Origin of the sequence: uncultured Salinicola sp., from assembly GCF_937921195.1 — a bacterium.
Classification (GTDB): Bacteria; Pseudomonadota; Gammaproteobacteria; order Pseudomonadales; family Halomonadaceae; genus Salinicola.
Genome location: NZ_CALFQK010000181.1, coordinates 1 through 15,829 on the forward strand (window position 1 = coordinate 1; position 15,829 = coordinate 15,829).

Below are 15,829 nucleotides of genomic sequence, written 5' to 3' on the forward strand. Positions count from 1 at the left end.
GATCAGCGTCAGCGCCATCATCGCCTCGGCGATCGGCGTGGCACGGATGCCGACACAGGGATCGTGCCGCCCCTTGGTGACCACCTCCACCGGCTCGCCGTGCACGTCGATCGAACGCCCGGGCCGGGTGATGCTGGAGGTCGGCTTCAGCGCCAGATGCGCGACGACCGGCTGGCCGCTGGAGATGCCGCCGAGCACGCCGCCGGCATGATTGGAGAGAAACCCCTGCGGCGTCATTTCATCGCGATGCTCGCTGCCACGTTGAGCCACGACACCGAAGCCGTCGCCGATCTCGACCCCCTTCACCGCGTTGATGCCCATCAAGGCGTGGGCCAGGTCGGCATCCAGCCGGTCGAACACCGGTTCGCCCAGCCCCACCGGCACGCCCTCGGCGATGACCGTGATCCTGGCGCCCACCGAATCCTGGTCGCGGCGCAGCTGATCCATGTACGCCTCGAGTTCCGGCAGCTTGGCCGGATCCGGGCAGAAGAACGGATTGTCGTCCACGCCATCCCAGCTCTTGAAGTCGATCTCGATGGGGCCGAGCTGGCTCATGTAGCCGCGCACGCGGATCCCCTGCTGCGAGAGCCAGGCCTTGGCGATGGCGCCGGCGGCCACGCGCATCGCCGTCTCCCGGGCGCTGGAGCGGCCACCCCCCCGGTAGTCACGAATCCCGTACTTGTGGTGGTAGGTGTAGTCGGCGTGGGCCGGGCGAAACTGCTCGGCGATCTTGGAATAATCCTTGGAGCGCTGATCGGTGTTCTCGATCAGCAGTCCGATCGGCGTGCCCGTGGTCCTGCCCTCGAACACGCCGGACAGGATCCTGACCTGATCCGGCTCCCGGCGCTGGGTGGTGTGACGCGAGGAGCCGGGCCGGCGACGATCGAGATCGACCTGCAGATCCGCCTCGCTGATCTCGAGTCCCGGCGGGCAGCCGTCGACGATGGCACCCAGTGCAGGGCCGTGACTCTCACCGAAAGTGGTGACGGTGAACAGTTTGCCGAAGGTGTTGCCGGACATGCGCGATCCTCAGGAAATGGGCGAAAGATTCAGGTTCAGGCCGGGCGGGACGCGGCGAAGTGGTCCGCGTAGGCATCGAGATCCTCGGCACCGAGCGCGAACACCCCCTCGCCGCCGCGCTCGAACTCGAGCCACAGAAACGGCACTTCGGGAAACGCCGCCTCGAGATGGCGCTGGGAGTTGCCGACCTCGACGATCAGCATACCGCCATCGTTCAGATAGGTCCGCGCCTCGCGCAGAATACGCCGCACGATGTCCAGGCCGTCTCGCCCGGCGCCCAGCGCCAGGTCGGGTTCGTGGCGATACTCCGCCGGCATCGCCGCCAGATCGCGACTGTCGACGTAGGGCGGATTGCTGACGATCAGGTCGTAGCGCTGCCCGGCGACGCCCTCGAACAGGTCGGAGGCCACGGCGCGCACGCGCCGGCCGACGTCGTGACGCACGATATTGGCTTTTGCCACCTCCAGCGCCTCCGGGCTGATATCGACCAGGTCCACCTCGCAGGTCGGCAGGTGGAGCGCGGTGGCGATGCCCATGCAGCCGGAGCCGGTGCAGAGATCGAGCACGCGCGCCGGCGGCATCTCCTCGAACCAGGCCGAAAAGCCCTGTTCGATCAGCTCCGCGGTCGGCGAGCGCGGAATCAGCACCCGCTCGTCGACCTCGAACGGGAAGCCGGCGAAGAACGCCTCGCCGAGCAGATACGGCAGCGGCCGGCGCGTCTCGATCCGACTTCGCACCAGCGCGACGATACGTCCGCGTTCGACGCCCAGCAGGCGCGAGTCGAGCACCGCTGGATCGACGTCCCAGGGCAGGTGCAGCGCCCCCAGCACCAGCGCCACCGCTTCGTCCCAGGCGCTGTCGGTGCCGTGCCCGAAATGGAGACGGTGGGCGTGGAATTCGCTGGTTGCCCAACGCAGGCAGTCACGCACGCTGAACAGATCGGCAACGATGACATCGTCGGCTAGCGTCAAGGTCGACTGCAGAGGGGGCATGGACGGGGCTCGCATCTGACTGAAAAACGGACGACGATTGTACCCGCAAGGGTGCCGGGTTCACAGCCGGGCTGATTCATCACCAACCGGTCCCCACAGACAAGCCACGAAGCGCGGAATCGTTTACCCTTTGCGCCGCGCGACGATTCCAGCCGGCACGATGGCGGCAAGCAGAGGTTCCACGGTCATGACTCCAGGCGACGACGACGATCACAACGCGTTCCGCGAGGCACTGAAAGCCGCCGGCGTCAGGCGGCTCAGCGTCAACCGGGCCGCCGTCGGCAAGCCACGTCGCAACGACATCAACGCCGACACCCGCCGCGAAGCCGCCGAACAGGCCCCGCCGGTCGTGCAGTCGCGGCTGTCCGACGGCGGCGTCGAGGCAGTCACGCCGCATCAGCGCCTGGCGTTCTCGATCCCGGACCTCCCGGCGAGAACCTTCGCGCAGCTCAAGCGTGGCCAGATCGGCTGGGAGGGCGGACTCGACCTGCATGGCTACACGCTCGACGAGGCCCGCCTGGAGCTCGAATCGTTCATCGACGATGCCATCGCCAACCGCACTCGCTGCGTGCTGGTAGTTCATGGCAAGGCGCGCGGCTATCGCGGCAGCGGCGCGGACTACCCGGTGCTCAAGAGCCACGTCAACGCCTGGCTCAAGAACTGGTCACGCGTGCTGGCATTCTGTTCGGCGAGCGACATCGACGGCGGCACCGGCGCGCTCTACGTCCTGCTGCGCACTCGCGCCGACTCGAAAAGCTAGTGTGGTGTCTCACAAATACCATCCCATAATATCGGTCCCTGGCGCCGCCATGCGGCGTTGCTCGTCGTTGCCATAGACCCCACCATGACGCCTCCTCGCGCCTTGCCTGGCAACGCCATGCATCCGATATTTCTTCGCGTTACTTGCGAGACACGACACTGGAAGATCACGTGGTGCGCCCCGAAGAGACTGGTTCACCGAGCGGGCCGGAGCACAAGGCGGCCGTGGCGCGTCTCCTTCAACCGTGCCGCTTGGGCGACGACAACGGTAGTGGCAGCCGCCCCTGGGGGTCGCTGCTACTGGAGGGATGGCGGCGGCCGTCGACCGGCTCGCCCGCCACCGTCGTGCGGTCGCGCTGGCGCTCATGGCGGTCCAGGGCCTGGGCGGTGAGATAGCGCCCCAGTTCGATCAGCGCCTCCGCCCGATGGAACTCGTAGGCACCGCAGACGCTCTTGGGAACGTCGATCAGGATGTCGGGCGGATAGCCGGCGATCTTGTACTTGGCCAGCGCGGCCTGGGTGATATCGAACGAGGCCAGCATCATGTCCAGCTTGCTCCAGGCGCGCTCGGTCTGGCTCGACCAACTGACGTTCTCGGACGCCTCCTCCTCTTCGCTGAACGACGACACCATGCCCTGCACCCGCGTGCGCACGTTCTTCAGCCAGCCGCTGAAGCTCTTGCCCTCGGCCTCCCGCTCGATCTCGCGGGCGTGCTCCTGGGCCGCCTGATCGGGCGGCAGCAACTCCTCCAGCGTTACCGGCCGCGGCGTCTGGGCGGTGGCGTTGACCGCCAGCACCAGATCCGACTCCACCGACACCGTGGGGATGATCGGGAGCGGGTTCAGCAGCCCGCCGTCGACCAGCACGTGGCCGTTTTCCTGCACCGGAGTAATGATCCCCGGGACCGCGATCGAGGCGCGGATCGCCCGCAGCAGCGGCCCGCTCTGAAACCACACTTCGCGCTGCCGACCCAGGTCCGTCGCCACGGCGGTGAACGGCATCGGCAGATCCTCGATGCGGATGTCACCGACCAGCGATTCCAGCTTGGTCATCACCTTGCCGGCGCGCATCGCGCCCATGGCGCTCCAGGTGATGTCGACCAGCCGCAGCACGTCGAAATAGTCGAGCTGACAGACCCAGTCGCGATACGCATCGAGCTTGCCGGCAGCATAGATTCCGCCGATCAGGGCACCCATGGAGCAGCCGGAGATCGAAGCGATCTCGTAGCCTCGCGCCTCGAGCTCCTCGATCACGCCGATATGCGCGTAGCCCCGCGCACCGCCACTCCCCAACACCAACGAGACTCGAGGTTTCATGACACGCACTCCCCGACGGTCGATTGATGCCAGCGTACGATTTCGGCAGCCACCTGCGCCACTCTGATGCGCTCCAGATGCAGATGATGGCCGCCGGAGACGATCCGTCGCTCGAGCCTGTCGATCCGACGGCAGGCATCGCCGAGATGCGGCCGCCCCGCCAACACGCCGCCCGTGGCCTGCAACAGCAATACCGGCGCCCGGATCGCGGCCACCGTCTCCAGCATCTGGTCCGGCGTCCAGCGCAGCAGCGACGGCCAGGTCAGGCGCCGGTCGGTACGCCAGCGATAGCGCCCATCCTCCCCTCTAGCCAGGTTCCGCTCGACGATGGGCCGCGCGGTATCCGCATCGATCGGGGTGACCCCGCCACGAACCCGCGCCGCGACGGCGTCGTCCACGCTCGGGTAGTCGCCGGCACTGCCGCGTCGCCGCCCCCGTGCCCCCAGGGCCGCCTGCAGCTGTACCACCGTCTCGGCCGGTTCGTTGGTGGTCGAGGCGAGCCCGTCGATCAGCGCCAGCCGCTCCACTCGCGCCGGCATCGCCGCGGCGATCAGGCTGGCGACGCCCGCGCCCATCGAGTGACCGATCAGCGTCGCGGCGCGCAGGTTCAACCCGTCCAGCGCCTCGAGTACGTCGGGGACGTAGCCCCACAGCGGATAGTCGGCGCGTTCGCCGCGATGCGGCGAATGACCATGCCCCGGCAAGTCCAGCGCTACCAGGCGAATGCCCAGCTCGGCGACCAGCGCTGGCGCCAGCCGAGCGAAGGATGCGGCATTGTCGAGCCAGCCGTGCAGGGCCACCCAGGCCGGCGCGGCCTCGTCGCCCCAGCTCAATGCCGCCAGCCGCCCTTCTCCCAGTACCGTCTCCGTTGGTCTCACGCGGTCTCTCCCAGCATCTCGTCGATGGCCCCGACAATGGCCTCGCGGGTGGCTTCCGGTTGTTCGAACGGGAACATGTGTCCCCCGGGTACGCAGCGAAGTCGAATGCCCAGCCGCTCGAGCGAGCGCCGGCGACCGGGCGTCAACAGGTCCGACGCCTCGCCGGCGATCACCGTCAGCGGCACCTCGAGCTTGCGCAGCACCGACGCCAGGTGATCCGGCAGGTGGCGAAACACCGCCGCTTCGGTTCGGGGCGCATAGCGCAGCCTGGTGGCACCACTGTCATCGTCGATCGTGGTCGCCCCGGTGACGTAGTCGCTCATGGCGGTCTCGGTGAAGCGCTGAAACAGCGAGCGGCGACGCAACGCCGCGGCCATGGCGTCGCGGCTGGGCCAGGTCTCGCGACGTTTCAGCGTCTTGCCAGCCGGTGTCACCCGATCGACGAACCCTGTCAGCTTGGCGGCCTTCAACATCCAGGCATCACGCCCGAGCAGCAACGGGGGGTCCAGTGCCACCACGGCCCGGAAGCGTTGCGGCTCCTTGGCCGCCGCCATGATCGACAACACCCCGCCCATGGAGTGGCCCACGGCCACGACCGGCGCTGCCAGCGGCGCGGTCGCAAAGAGATACTCTTCGCGAAGCGCCAGCCAGTTGCGTCCGACCGGATAGCGGGGGTCGTGGGCCAGACGATCCAGCGGGTGCAGTTCGAAACGGCCCGCCAACGGCGACAGCAACGTCCGGTAACTGGCGCCGGTGAAGCCGTTGGCGTGGGCGAAGACCAGTGGATAAGGCAGCATCGACATCCGAATTCCCTTAGACTGTTCCCTTAGACTATCGGCTATACATTTTTACCGCTTCACCTTGCCGACGCTATCGTCGACACGCTCGTCGAACGCGCGTTCGAAGCGTTTGCCAAAAAGGATTGTACTGTGTCTCGCAAAGGATCCCATCGCGATACTCGCCTGCGTAACCGATTATTCTGGGCCCTGCTGATCGCAGCGCTGATCGTCGGCTTCTGGCTGGTACGCGGCGGAGAGTGACCGATGGGGCTGCTGGCCGCCTTTACCCATACGCTGGAGATCACGCTTCCCGTCTTCCTGATGGTCTTCCTGGGCCTCGGTCTCAAGCGCATCGGCTGGATCGACGCCCACTTCATCACCACGGCCTCGATGCTGGTGTTCAAGGTCACCATGCCGGCACTGCTGTTCCTCAGCATCGTCAAGGCCGACCTGAGCCGTGCACTGCAACCGGACCTGATCGGCTACTTCATCGGCTACACCGTGGTCAGCTTCTTTCTCGCCTGGGCCTGGGCGATCTGGCGACACCCGCGGATAGAGCGCGGCATCTTCACCCAGGGCGCGTTCCGGGCCAACAACGGTATCGTCGGACTGGCGCTGGCAGCCGGCCAATACGGCGACTACGGCCTCTCCGTCGGTGGCGTGCTGGCCGGTGCCGTCATCGTCATCTACAACGTCTTCTCGGTCTTCATCCTCTCGCTCTACAGCGACCAGGTGGCTACCGACTTCCGCAGTCTGGCCAGGAACCTGGCCAAGAACCCCCTCATCCTGAGCGTGGTCTTCGCCATCCCGGTGGCACTGTCGGGCATCGAGCTGCCCGGCTGGGCCATGACCTCGGGCGGCTATCTCGCCGGCATGTCGCTGCCGCTGGGGTTGATCTGCATCGGCGGCACGCTTTCGATCAGCGCGTTCAAGCGCAGCAGCAGCATCGCTCTCGATGCCAGCCTGTGGAAGCTGGTCTGGGTTCCGCTGCTCGGCATTCTCGGGGCTCTCGCCATGGGCATCCAGGGCCCCGCCCTGGGGATTCTGTTCCTCTACCTGGGCTGCCCCGGGGCGGCGGCCAGTTTCGTCATGGCCAAGGCATTCAAGGCCAACGACAAGCTGGCGGCCAACATCATCGTCATCACCACTTTCGCCTCCATGTTCACCTTGAGCCTGGGGCTCTTCCTGCTGAAGTGGCTGGCGCTGATATAGCCGCCAACCGCCGTTCACCGAAAGAAACGGGCCGCTCTCTCGAGCGGCCCGTTTCACGGTCGTGGCAGGGATCGGCGTCCTGGCCGACGGTTCAGCCTTCGCGCTCGCCATCCAGCAGTCGGCGCAGCTTCAGCGGATTGCCCTCGCGAACGGCTTCCGGCAACAGCGCATCCGGCAGATCCTGGTAGCAGACCGGCCGCAGGAAGCGGAAGATCGCCGCCGTGCCGACGGAGGTGGAGCGCGCATCGGAGGTGGCCGGGAATGGGCCGCCGTGGACCATGGCGTGGCACACCTCGACGCCGGTCGGCCAGCCGTTGGCCATGATGCGCCCGGCCTTGCGCTCCAGGATCGGCAACAGCGTCCTGGCGGCTTCGAGATCGCCATCGTCCATCTGCAGGGTCGCCGTCAGTTGGCCTTCCAGCGCCTCGGCCACGCGCTTGACCTCGGCGGCGTCACGGCACGCGACGATCAGCGACGAGGCCCCGAAGATCTCCGCCTGGAGCGATTCGTCGGCGATCACGTCCTCGCCAGCGGCCACGAACAGTCCGCTCCGGCACTGGTTGGGGCCGTCGCCCTGCTGCCCCCGCGCGACCTCTCTCACCTTGGCATTCGCGGCCAGCGCACTGACACCGTGGTCGTAGGCATCGTGGATGCCCGGCGTCAGCATCGTCTGGGCGGCGCTGGCCTCGACCGCTTGCGCGGCGGCGTCGACGAACGCATCGAGATCCGGCCCCTCGATCGCGATCACCAGCCCCGGATTGGTGCAGAACTGCCCGGCCCCCATGTTGAGGGACCCCACGAACGCTTCGCCCAGCGCCTTGCCACGCGCCTTGAGCGCCGCCGGCATCAGGAAAACCGGGTTGATGCTGCTCATCTCGGCATAGAAGGGAATCGGCTCCGGACGGCGCTGGGCGATATCCAGCAGCGCCAGCCCGCCCTTGCGCGACCCCGTGAAGCCGCCGGCCTTGATCCGCGGATCGGCGACCAGGGCCTGGCCGACCTCGAAGCTGGCGTCGTGCAGCATCGAGAAGACTCCCTCCGGCAGCCCGCACTGCTTGACGGCCGCTTGCACCGCGCGTCCGACCAGTTCGCAGGTGCCGGGATGCGCCGGATGCGCCTTGACCACCACGGGACAGCCCGCGGCCAGCGCCGAAGCGGTATCCCCGCCGGCCACGGAAAACGCCAGCGGAAAGTTGCTGGCACCGAAGACCGCCACCGGGCCCAGGGCGATGTGGCGCTGACGCAGGTCGACCCGCGGCATCGGCTGACGATCCGGCAAGGCCGGGTCGACCCGCACGTCCAGCCATTCGCCGGCCCGCACGGTCTTGGCGAACAGCCGGAGCTGGCCGCAGGTGCGCCCCCGCTCGCCCTGGATTCGCCCCTGCGGCAGGCCGGTCTCGGCCACCGCACGCTCGATCAGGGCGTCGCCGAGCGCTTCGATCTGGTCGGCGATCGTCTCGAGAAAGCCGGCGCGAGCCTCGAGCGAGGATTCACGGTAGCTGTCGAAGGCCGACCAGGCCAGCTCGCAGGCCCGCGAAACGTCCTCCGCCGTTCCCCCGTGGAACTCGGTCGGCAGCCGTTCCCCGGTTGCGGGATTGATCGCCACGATCGGATCGCGACCGCCTTTGACGGCCTGCTGCCCGATCAATAATTCGCCAGTCAGATTCACGTTGCCTCCTGGATAGCGCTTGAATGTCCGGACGCCGGCGCCAACACGACGCCTCCACCCTCCTGGCGAGGGCGGTAGACGCGAAAGGACTGCGGTTGGCCGGCCCGAACGTCGGTCCGGCCCGGTGGGCGTCACGCTTGGGAATGATCCTGGTACGCGGCGTAGTTGTCGTACGCCCGCTGAAGATGACGATACATGGCGTTGCGCGCGGCTTCCGCCTCGCCCGAGACGATGGCCTGCAGGACCTCGGCGTGCTCACGGGCAACTCTTTCAAGATAGTAAGATACGGCTTCGGGGTCGAGTTCCACGGACAAGAGTTTCGTACGCGGGATGGCACCCTCGTGCAGTTGGTCGTACAGCGACACGAAAAACGGGTTGTGGGTGGCCTCGACCACCGCCCGGTGGAACACATAGTCTTCGTGGCGCGCCTGACTGTCGGTCTTGCAGGCGGCCAGGAACCGTTCATGGGCAGATTCCATCGCCGCCACGTCGGCCGGCGTGTGCCGCTCGGCCGCCAGTGCGGCGGCCTGGGAGTCCAGCGTGATGCGCATCTCCAGCACGTGCAGGATGTCCTCCACCGTGGTGGCACTGATGCGACGTGCGGGAAAATGGTGATCCGGCGCGGAGCGCAGCACGCGCGTACCGATACCGCGACGCGTCTCGACGAGCCCCATCGACTTGAGGTGGGCAATCGCCTCGCGTACCGCCGTCCGGCTGACGCCGAACATGTCGCACAGCTGACTCTCGGTCGGCAACTTGTCCCCCACCGCGATCCGCTCCTGAGTGATCAGCGCCTCCAGTTGCCGGGCAATCTGGCGCGAAAGACTCTCCTGAGACGAGATACGCTTTATCTCCCAAGCCTTGGTCTGCTCCATCGTGCTGCCTACCTTGTCGATTTTCTTGTCCGACGCCCGAACTCACCCGGGCCTCGCCAGCGCTGTCTGACGTTCGAGACCATCAGCATACCATTCGGCCTGGCGGCCACGGGCTCAAGTTTCGTCGTCGGGATGCGCCAGGACGACGAATTTTCCGCCCTGGTGGACCACCGCCGGATCGTGCGGGTCCTGAGGATGTTGCCGTGCCTCGGCCTCCACTTCCGCACGCCACGGCGACGAACTCTCCCGCGGCACCCAGCCGAGAAACTGCGCGTGGCGGTTGTCCCACCACCGTTCCTCGTTGTCCGAGACGCCGTAGACCACCGTGTGACCCAGGCGTGGCGCCTGGAAAGCGCGCTCGAGTAGCGCCACGAAGTCCTCGGTTCCCAGCCAGGTGGCCAGCATCCGGGTGTCCTTGGGCCGGGGAAAGCAGGAGCCGATACGAACACTCAGGGTCTCGATCGCGAACTTGTCGAAATAGAGGCTCGCCAGGTCCTCGCCGAAGCACTTGGAAACGCCGTAGAGCGAATCCGGCCGATGGGGAACCCGGGTGTCGATGCGCGTCGAGCGTTCGTAGTACCCGATGGTGTGATTCGAACTGGCGAACACGATTCGCGGCCCGCCCTGCCGGCGAGCCGCTTCATAGAGGTTGTAGACCCCGATGATATTGGCCTGGAGGATGCCTTCCCAGGGCTTCTCCACCGAGATGCCTCCCAGATGGACGATGCCATCGCAACCGTCGACGAGCCGGGCGACGGCCTGGGCATCCGACAGTTCGCAGGCAACGAGCTCCTCGTGATCGGCCGCATCGCCCAGATCGGCGATGTCGGACAGGCGTACCTCTCGGGCCAGCCGGGAAAGATAGGGGCGGATCGCCTGGCCCACGCCGCCGGCGGCGCCGGTGACCAACAGTCGGTTCAACATCGGTGGACTCCTCGAGTCAGATCAGTCGCAGGATGGCCAGGCGCGAACCGGATCGGGCCTGGCACTGGAGGTCGGGTCACTGTAGCCAGTTCGGCAGGGTCAGCGAAATGGCGGGCACGTAGGTCACCAGCATCAGCACCGCGAACAGCGCCAGGTAGAACGGCCAGATGGTCTTGACCGTCTGCTCGATCTTGATACCGCCGATGGCGCTGCCGACGAACAGACAGCCGCCGACCGGCGGCGTGCAGAGCCCGATGCCCAGGTTCATCATCATCAGAATGCCGAACTGGATCGGATCCATGCCGAACTGCTGTGCCACCGGCAGGAAGATCGGCGTGCAGATCAAAATCAACGGCGCCATGTCCATGATCATGCCCAGTGCCAGCAACAGCAGGTTGAGCATCAACAGGACGACCAACGGATTGTCGGAGATGGACGTCAGCCCCTCGGCGAGCAGCTCCGGCACGTTGTAGAGCGCCAGCAGGTAGGAGAATGCCGAGGCACAGCCGACCAGGATCATGACCAGCGCCGTGGTCTTGACGGCCTGGTAGACCGCCGTCTTGAACGCCGACCAGCGCAGCTCGCGGTAGACCAGGCCGGTGATCACGATCGCGTAGATGGCGCCGAACGCCCCCGACTCGGTTACGGTGAGGATGCCGGAGAGCACGCCACCGACGATGATCACCGCCGTCAGCAGACCGGGCAGCGAGGCGAAGAAGCTGACCACCAGGGCCGCCCATCCCGGAAACGCTTCGCCACCGTAGCCCCGCTTGACCGCCACCACATAGGCCGCGACCGCCAGGGCGAGGCACATCAGGACCCCCGGTACGATGCCGGCGACGAAAAGCTGCGTCACCGAGACGCCCCCACCGGCGGCCACCGCGTAGAGAATCATGTTGTGGCTCGGCGGGATCACGACACCGGCGATGGAGGAAGTGACGGTCACGTTGACCGCGTAGTCGGTGTCGTAACCTTTCTCCTTCATCACCGGGATCAGGATCGAACCCAGCGCGGACGTATCGGCGACCGCCGATCCGGAGATTCCGCCGAACAGCATCGACGACGTGACATTGACCATGCCGAGCCCGCCGCGCATGCGCCCGACGGCCGCCGATGCGAACCGCACCAGTCGGCTCGAGATCCCGCCATGGAGCATCAGTTCACCGGCGAAGATGAAGAACGGAATCGCCAGCAGCGAAAAGACGGAGATGCCCGACACGATACGCTGGAAGCCCACGAACAACGGCAGCCCTTCGTAGAGAAAGGTCACGATCGAGGCGAGTCCCACCGCGAAGGCGATCGGGGCGCCCACGATCAGGCCGAGCAGGAAAACACCGAAGAGTATTGCCAGTCCCATGAGTTCAGCTCCCCGCCCGCGGATTCGAAAACCATCGTTTGATGAGATTGGCGCCGGTGAAGATCACCAGCAGCACACCGCACACGACCAGCGGCGCGGCGCGCCAGCTCTCCGACAACCCGATCATCGGGATCGGCCGCCCCGCGTTGCTCAACACCATCAGCCCGCCCTGCCACGCCATGAAGGCGCCGAACAGGATCACGAAACCATCGGCGATGGCATGCATGATCGCGCGGGGTACGCGAGGCGCCCCCTCCCGCAGGAAATCGATGCTCAAGTGGGAATTGAAGCGCACCCCGGCCGCGGCACCGAGACAGGTGATGTAGACCACGATCAAGAGCGACGACTGCTCGATCCAGGTCGGCGTGTCGTTAAGCACGTAGCGCCCGAACACCAGCCAGCCGAACGAGAAGATGAGAAACACCAGCAGAATGCCGGCGACGATCAGACACAGACGTGCCAGGCCATCCAGCACCCTGTCCGATGTCGAGCCAGGGGCGGTAGACGAATCCGGAACCTTGTCCACGTTGGTTGTCCTGTCGATGTCGGGAACGAGTGACGAGCGCCGGCGACCCGGCCCCCGTCAACTTGCGGTTTTCACTGGGTGTTGCGGATATCGTCGATCAGCGATTCCAGGTCGGGATGCTCCTCGACGAACGCCTGGTAGATAGGCTCCATCCGGGCCTGAAACGCACTCTTGTCCTTGACCTGGTTGACCTTCACGCCCGCTTTCTCGACGATCTCGCGGCTCTTTTCCACTTGCTCCGCCCACAGCTTCCGCTGCTCCTTGGCGGCATTCTGCGCGGCGGTGCGCACGATCGACTTGTCCTCGTCGGACAGTGCGTTCCAGCTCGTCTTGGCGACGCACAGGCACTCTGGGATGATCAGATGATCGGTTTCGGAGAAGTATTTGGCGACTTCGTAGTGGTTACTGGATTCGAACGACGGAAAGTTGTTCTCGGCACCGTCGATGACCCCGGTCTTGAGGGACTGGAATACCTCGCCGTAGGACATCGGCGTGGCGTTGCCGCCCAGTGCATCGACCATCTGCACATACAGGTCGTTGTTCATGACCCGGAGCTTCAGACCCTTGACGTCGTCCGGCTCCTCGATCGGGTGGTCGGTGTCGTAGAAGCTTCGGGCACCGGAACCGAACCACGACAGCGCGATCAGGTCCTTTTCGGCCAGAGCGTCGGCGAAGCGCTGGCCGATGTCGCCATCCATGACCCGGTACATCTGGTCGACGCTGTTGAACAAAAACGGCAGCGACAGCACGTCGGTTTCCGGCACGATCGGGCCCATCGGGCCCATGTTGAAATTGCCGAAGTCCAGCGCCCCACTGCGCGCCTGATCGATCGCATCCGGCTGATCGCCCAGCACCGCGTTGTTGTAGACGCGAGGATTGACCCGGCCTTCCGTCTTGTCGGAGACCTCGTCGGCAAAGGATTTCAACGCCAGCGAGTTGGGATAACCATCGGGATGGACGTTCCAACCTCTCCAATCTTCCGCCGAGGCACCCGTGGCAACGCCCATCAGCGCACCGGCGGCCAGGAGTGCCGTCAGCGGCACGGTCATTTTCGAGAAAAGAGATTGCGGCATGATCTGCTCCTGTAGCGATGGATCGCCTGTTTGTTATCGTTTTACAGGCTGCCATACATCATACTTATTACAATATTAGACTTTGGCCTCGCAGACGAATGTCTGATAATCCTCTGCCATACAACAAAATTTTGTCTCTAAATTATCATTGGCGGCGACAACTCCATGATTTCTTTTCCTTAATCGAGAAAAGTAGACCGCTCCCCACGGAGACAGGGCTTTCGATCTCGAAAGAAAGGGAAAGATGACACCTCCGGGATGCCTTCTTTCCGATCTTTCCGGATCAAGCGTCACCAAACCCATGCATCAACGCACCAGCGCCGGGCGCTTGGGATCGAACGACCAGCCATCGATCAGATACTGCATCGCCATGGCGTCATTACGGCTGCGCACATCGAGCGACTTGTATAGCGCATGAGCCTTTTCCACCTGGGCCATGTCGAGCTTGACCCCGAGCCCCGCCGTCTTCGGCACGCTCAACTTGCCATCCCGGATCTCGAAGGGTCGCTCGGTCAGGCGCTGCCCATCCTGCCAGATCCAGTGGGTATCGATGGCCGTGATATTGCCGGGGCAGGCTGCCGCCACGTGGGTCATCATCGCCAAGGAGACATCGAAATGATTGTTGGAGTGGGAGCCCCAGGTCATGCCCCACTCGTCGCACAGCTCGCCGACCATGACCGCGCCCTGCATGGTCCAGAAGTGGCAGTCCGCCAGCGGAATATCGACCGCATTGAGCGCCACCGCGTACTGGAGCTGCTTGAAATCGGTGGCGATCATGTTGGTTGCGGTGGGTAGCCCGGTGCGTTTCTTGAATTCGGCCATGGTCTCCCGACCCGACCAGCTCTCCTCCTGACCACAGGGGTCTTCCGCGTAGCTCAGGATCTCCTTGATCGGCTCGAGAATCCTGACCGCCTCGTCGAGCTTCCAGGCGCCGTTGGGATCCAGCGTCAAGCGCGCCTCGGGAAAGACGTCGTGCAGCGCGCGAATGCAGTCGGCTTCCTCCTCGCCGCGCAACACACCGCCCTTGAGCTTGAAGTCCCTGAAGCCGTAGCGCTCATAAGCCGCCTTGGCCAGATTGGCCACCGCGTCCGGCGTCAGCGCCTCCTTGCGACGCACCTCGTCCCAGGCATCGACCGGATTGTCGGCCCGGGGATACGGCAGATCGGTCTTGTCCGGATCGCCAAGCAGGAACAGGTAGCCCAGCGCTTCGACTTCGTCGCGCTGACGCCCGAACCGGCCCAGCAGGTCGGCGACCGGCTGACCGAGGGCCTGGCCGTACAGATCGAACAGCGCCGATTCGATGGCGGTCAGCACATGGACGGCAACGCGCAGGTCGAAGGTCTGGCGACCCCGCTCCTCGCGGCCATTACTGGCCAGCAGCCGTCGCGAGCGATTGAGCGTCTGCTTGACCTCGTTGACCCGCGATCCTTCGACCAGCGAGCGGCACTGTTCCAGCCCCTTGAGGATGCCCTCGCTGGAGGGGATCTCGCCGACGCCCTGATTGCCGGCGTCGTCCTCGAGGATCAACAGGCAGCGGATGAACCATGGCGCATGCCCGCCGCTCAGGTTGAGCAGGAAGCTGTCGTAGCCGGCCACCGGCATCACCGTCATCCTGGTCACTTTGGGGAAACTCATATCGCACTCCCGACTGTCAGAAAGATTAACCGCGGTGGCCGAACTCGGCGCTGTCCACGGTCCACTTGCGGGCCTGCTCGGTCAGCGTGATGCCGAGCCCCGGACGGTCCGGCACCACCATGCGGCCGTCGCGGGTCTCCAGGCTTTCGTTGAACAGCGGCTCGAGCCAGTCGAAGTGCTCCACCCACGGCTCGGCCGGATAGGCGGCCGCCAGGTGAAGATGGATCTCCATCGCGAAGTGCGGCGCCAGCTGCAGGCCGGCGGCATCCGCCAGCGTCGCCAGCTTGAGGAACTGGGTGATCCCGCCGATGCGTGGCGCGTCCGGCTGAATGATGTCGGCGCTGCGATGCTTGATCAGCTCCATGTGCTCGCCCACGCTCGCCAGCATCTCGCCGGTGGCGATCGGCGTATCCAGCGCGGCGGCCAGCGCGGCATGCCCTTCCACGTCGTAGGCGTCCAGCGGCTCCTCGATCCACACCAGATTGTAGGGCTCCATGGCACGGCCGAAGCGCAGTGCCGTGGCACGATCCCACTGCTGGTTGGCATCGATCATCAACGGCACGTCGTCGCCCAGGTGCTTGCGCACCGCTTCCACCCGCTGCAGATCGATGCGCGAGTCGGGCTGGCCGACCTTGATCTTGACGCCCTTGATGCCGTTCTCGAGCGAGCGCGTGGCGTTCTCCTTGACCGCTTCGATCGGCGTATGCAGGAAGCCGCCCGAGGTGTTGTAGCACTGCACGGAGTCGCGGTGGGCGCCCAGCAGCTTGGCCAGCGGCAGCCCGGCGCGCCTTGCCTTGAGGTCCCACAGCCCGAC

The 15,829-nt window shown here is 65.5% G+C and carries 15 protein-coding genes; 2 read left to right on the forward strand and 13 right to left on the reverse strand.

Translation table 11 applies throughout. The annotated features are described in order from the left end of the window. Together aroC and prmB are read right to left on the reverse strand one after the other, a co-directional pair. Window positions 1-1,020, reverse strand: a 1,020-nt coding sequence (gene aroC, locus Q0602_RS21810; protein WP_298847973.1) for a chorismate synthase, incomplete at its 3' end; no start/stop codon positions are given. A 35-nt stretch (window positions 1,021-1,055) separates the two neighbouring features. Beyond that, window positions 1,056-2,012 (reverse strand): 50S ribosomal protein L3 N(5)-glutamine methyltransferase, encoded by a 957-nt coding sequence (gene prmB / locus Q0602_RS21815; RefSeq protein WP_239023857.1) that lies wholly within the window; start codon window positions 2,010-2,012, stop codon window positions 1,056-1,058. A gap of 187 nt (window positions 2,013-2,199) precedes the next feature. Here prmB and Q0602_RS21820 point away from each other — a divergent pair, with 187 nt between their 5' ends. Then, a complete protein-coding gene (locus tag Q0602_RS21820) occupies window positions 2,200-2,772 on the forward strand; it encodes a Smr/MutS family protein (RefSeq protein WP_149436321.1) in 573 nt (190 codons plus the stop codon). A 238-nt stretch (window positions 2,773-3,010) separates the two neighbouring features. Here Q0602_RS21820 and Q0602_RS21825 read toward each other — a convergent pair whose 3' ends face one another. From Q0602_RS21825 to Q0602_RS21835, 3 genes are read right to left on the reverse strand one after another with little or no spacing between them, the layout of a single operon-like run. Continuing rightward, a complete protein-coding gene (locus tag Q0602_RS21825) occupies window positions 3,011-4,087 on the reverse strand; it encodes a patatin-like phospholipase family protein (protein WP_298847976.1) in 1,077 nt (358 codons plus the stop codon). Beyond that, window positions 4,084-4,965 carry an alpha/beta fold hydrolase gene (locus tag Q0602_RS21830; protein ID WP_298847978.1) on the reverse strand — a complete coding sequence of 294 codons (882 nt, stop codon included), beginning with the start codon at window positions 4,963-4,965 and terminating at the stop codon, window positions 4,084-4,086. The genes Q0602_RS21825 and Q0602_RS21830 overlap by 4 nt, the downstream gene beginning before the upstream one ends. Continuing rightward, the gene (locus tag Q0602_RS21835) at window positions 4,962-5,768 is read right to left on the reverse strand and encodes an alpha/beta hydrolase (protein WP_149436319.1); all 807 of its coding nucleotides are present in this window, start codon (window positions 5,766-5,768) and stop codon (window positions 4,962-4,964) included. The genes Q0602_RS21830 and Q0602_RS21835 overlap by 4 nt, the downstream gene beginning before the upstream one ends. A 240-nt stretch (window positions 5,769-6,008) precedes the next feature. Between Q0602_RS21835 and Q0602_RS21840 the strand changes: the two genes are divergently transcribed. Then, entirely contained in the window at window positions 6,009-6,956 is a 948-nt protein-coding gene (locus Q0602_RS21840; RefSeq protein WP_298847983.1) for an AEC family transporter, read from the forward strand. Window positions 6,957-7,047: 91 nt separating this feature from the next. Here the strand turns inward: Q0602_RS21840 and Q0602_RS21845 are convergent, their stop codons facing one another. The 8 genes from Q0602_RS21845 to Q0602_RS21880 all read right to left on the reverse strand — a co-directional run. Beyond that, window positions 7,048-8,625 (reverse strand): aldehyde dehydrogenase (NADP(+)), encoded by a 1,578-nt coding sequence (locus Q0602_RS21845; RefSeq protein ID WP_298847984.1) that lies wholly within the window; start codon window positions 8,623-8,625, stop codon window positions 7,048-7,050. A 131-nt stretch (window positions 8,626-8,756) separates the two neighbouring features. Beyond that, window positions 8,757-9,500 carry a FadR/GntR family transcriptional regulator gene (locus Q0602_RS21850; RefSeq protein WP_298847986.1) on the reverse strand — a complete coding sequence of 248 codons (744 nt, stop codon included), beginning with the start codon at window positions 9,498-9,500 and terminating at the stop codon, window positions 8,757-8,759. Window positions 9,501-9,614: 114 nt separating this feature from the next. Further along, window positions 9,615-10,424: an NAD(P)-dependent oxidoreductase gene (locus Q0602_RS21855; RefSeq protein WP_298847988.1), complete on the reverse strand. Its 810-nt coding sequence runs from the start codon at window positions 10,422-10,424 to the stop codon at window positions 9,615-9,617. A gap of 76 nt (window positions 10,425-10,500) precedes the next feature. Next, complete coding sequence (locus Q0602_RS21860) at window positions 10,501-11,781, reverse strand: TRAP transporter large permease (RefSeq protein ID WP_298847990.1); 1,281 nt, start codon at window positions 11,779-11,781, stop codon at window positions 10,501-10,503. Window positions 11,782-11,785: 4 nt separating this feature from the next. After that, window positions 11,786-12,307: a TRAP transporter small permease gene (locus Q0602_RS21865; RefSeq protein WP_295035958.1), complete on the reverse strand. Its 522-nt coding sequence runs from the start codon at window positions 12,305-12,307 to the stop codon at window positions 11,786-11,788. Window positions 12,308-12,378: 71 nt separating this feature from the next. Next, on the reverse strand, window positions 12,379-13,380 hold the full coding sequence (locus Q0602_RS21870; protein WP_298847993.1) for a TRAP transporter substrate-binding protein: 1,002 nt from the start codon (window positions 13,378-13,380) through the stop codon (window positions 12,379-12,381). A 306-nt stretch (window positions 13,381-13,686) separates the two neighbouring features. Continuing rightward, entirely contained in the window at window positions 13,687-15,015 is a 1,329-nt protein-coding gene (locus Q0602_RS21875; RefSeq protein WP_298847995.1) for an enolase C-terminal domain-like protein, read from the reverse strand. Between the two features lie 25 nt (window positions 15,016-15,040). Next, window positions 15,041-15,829 (reverse strand): mandelate racemase/muconate lactonizing enzyme family protein (locus tag Q0602_RS21880; RefSeq protein WP_298847997.1); only part of this gene is annotated, 789 nt, incomplete at its 5' end.

What these genes read in the sequence shown, in the direction of transcription:
- prmB (WP_239023857.1), bottom strand. Translation starts at nt 2,012, where the DNA reads ATGCCCCCTCTGCAGTCGACCTTGACGCTAGCCGACGATGTCATCGTT.
- Q0602_RS21820 (WP_149436321.1), top strand. Translation starts at nt 2,200, where the DNA reads ATGACTCCAGGCGACGACGACGATCACAACGCGTTCCGCGAGGCACTG.
- Q0602_RS21825 (WP_298847976.1), bottom strand. Translation starts at nt 4,087, where the DNA reads ATGAAACCTCGAGTCTCGTTGGTGTTGGGGAGTGGCGGTGCGCGGGGC.
- Q0602_RS21835 (WP_149436319.1), bottom strand. Translation starts at nt 5,768, where the DNA reads ATGTCGATGCTGCCTTATCCACTGGTCTTCGCCCACGCCAACGGCTTC.
- Q0602_RS21840 (WP_298847983.1), top strand. Translation starts at nt 6,009, where the DNA reads ATGGGGCTGCTGGCCGCCTTTACCCATACGCTGGAGATCACGCTTCCC.
- Q0602_RS21850 (WP_298847986.1), bottom strand. Translation starts at nt 9,500, where the DNA reads ATGGAGCAGACCAAGGCTTGGGAGATAAAGCGTATCTCGTCTCAGGAG.
- Q0602_RS21855 (WP_298847988.1), bottom strand. Translation starts at nt 10,424, where the DNA reads ATGTTGAACCGACTGTTGGTCACCGGCGCCGCCGGCGGCGTGGGCCAG.
- Q0602_RS21860 (WP_298847990.1), bottom strand. Translation starts at nt 11,781, where the DNA reads ATGGGACTGGCAATACTCTTCGGTGTTTTCCTGCTCGGCCTGATCGTG.
- Q0602_RS21870 (WP_298847993.1), bottom strand. Translation starts at nt 13,380, where the DNA reads ATGCCGCAATCTCTTTTCTCGAAAATGACCGTGCCGCTGACGGCACTC.
- Q0602_RS21875 (WP_298847995.1), bottom strand. Translation starts at nt 15,015, where the DNA reads ATGAGTTTCCCCAAAGTGACCAGGATGACGGTGATGCCGGTGGCCGGC.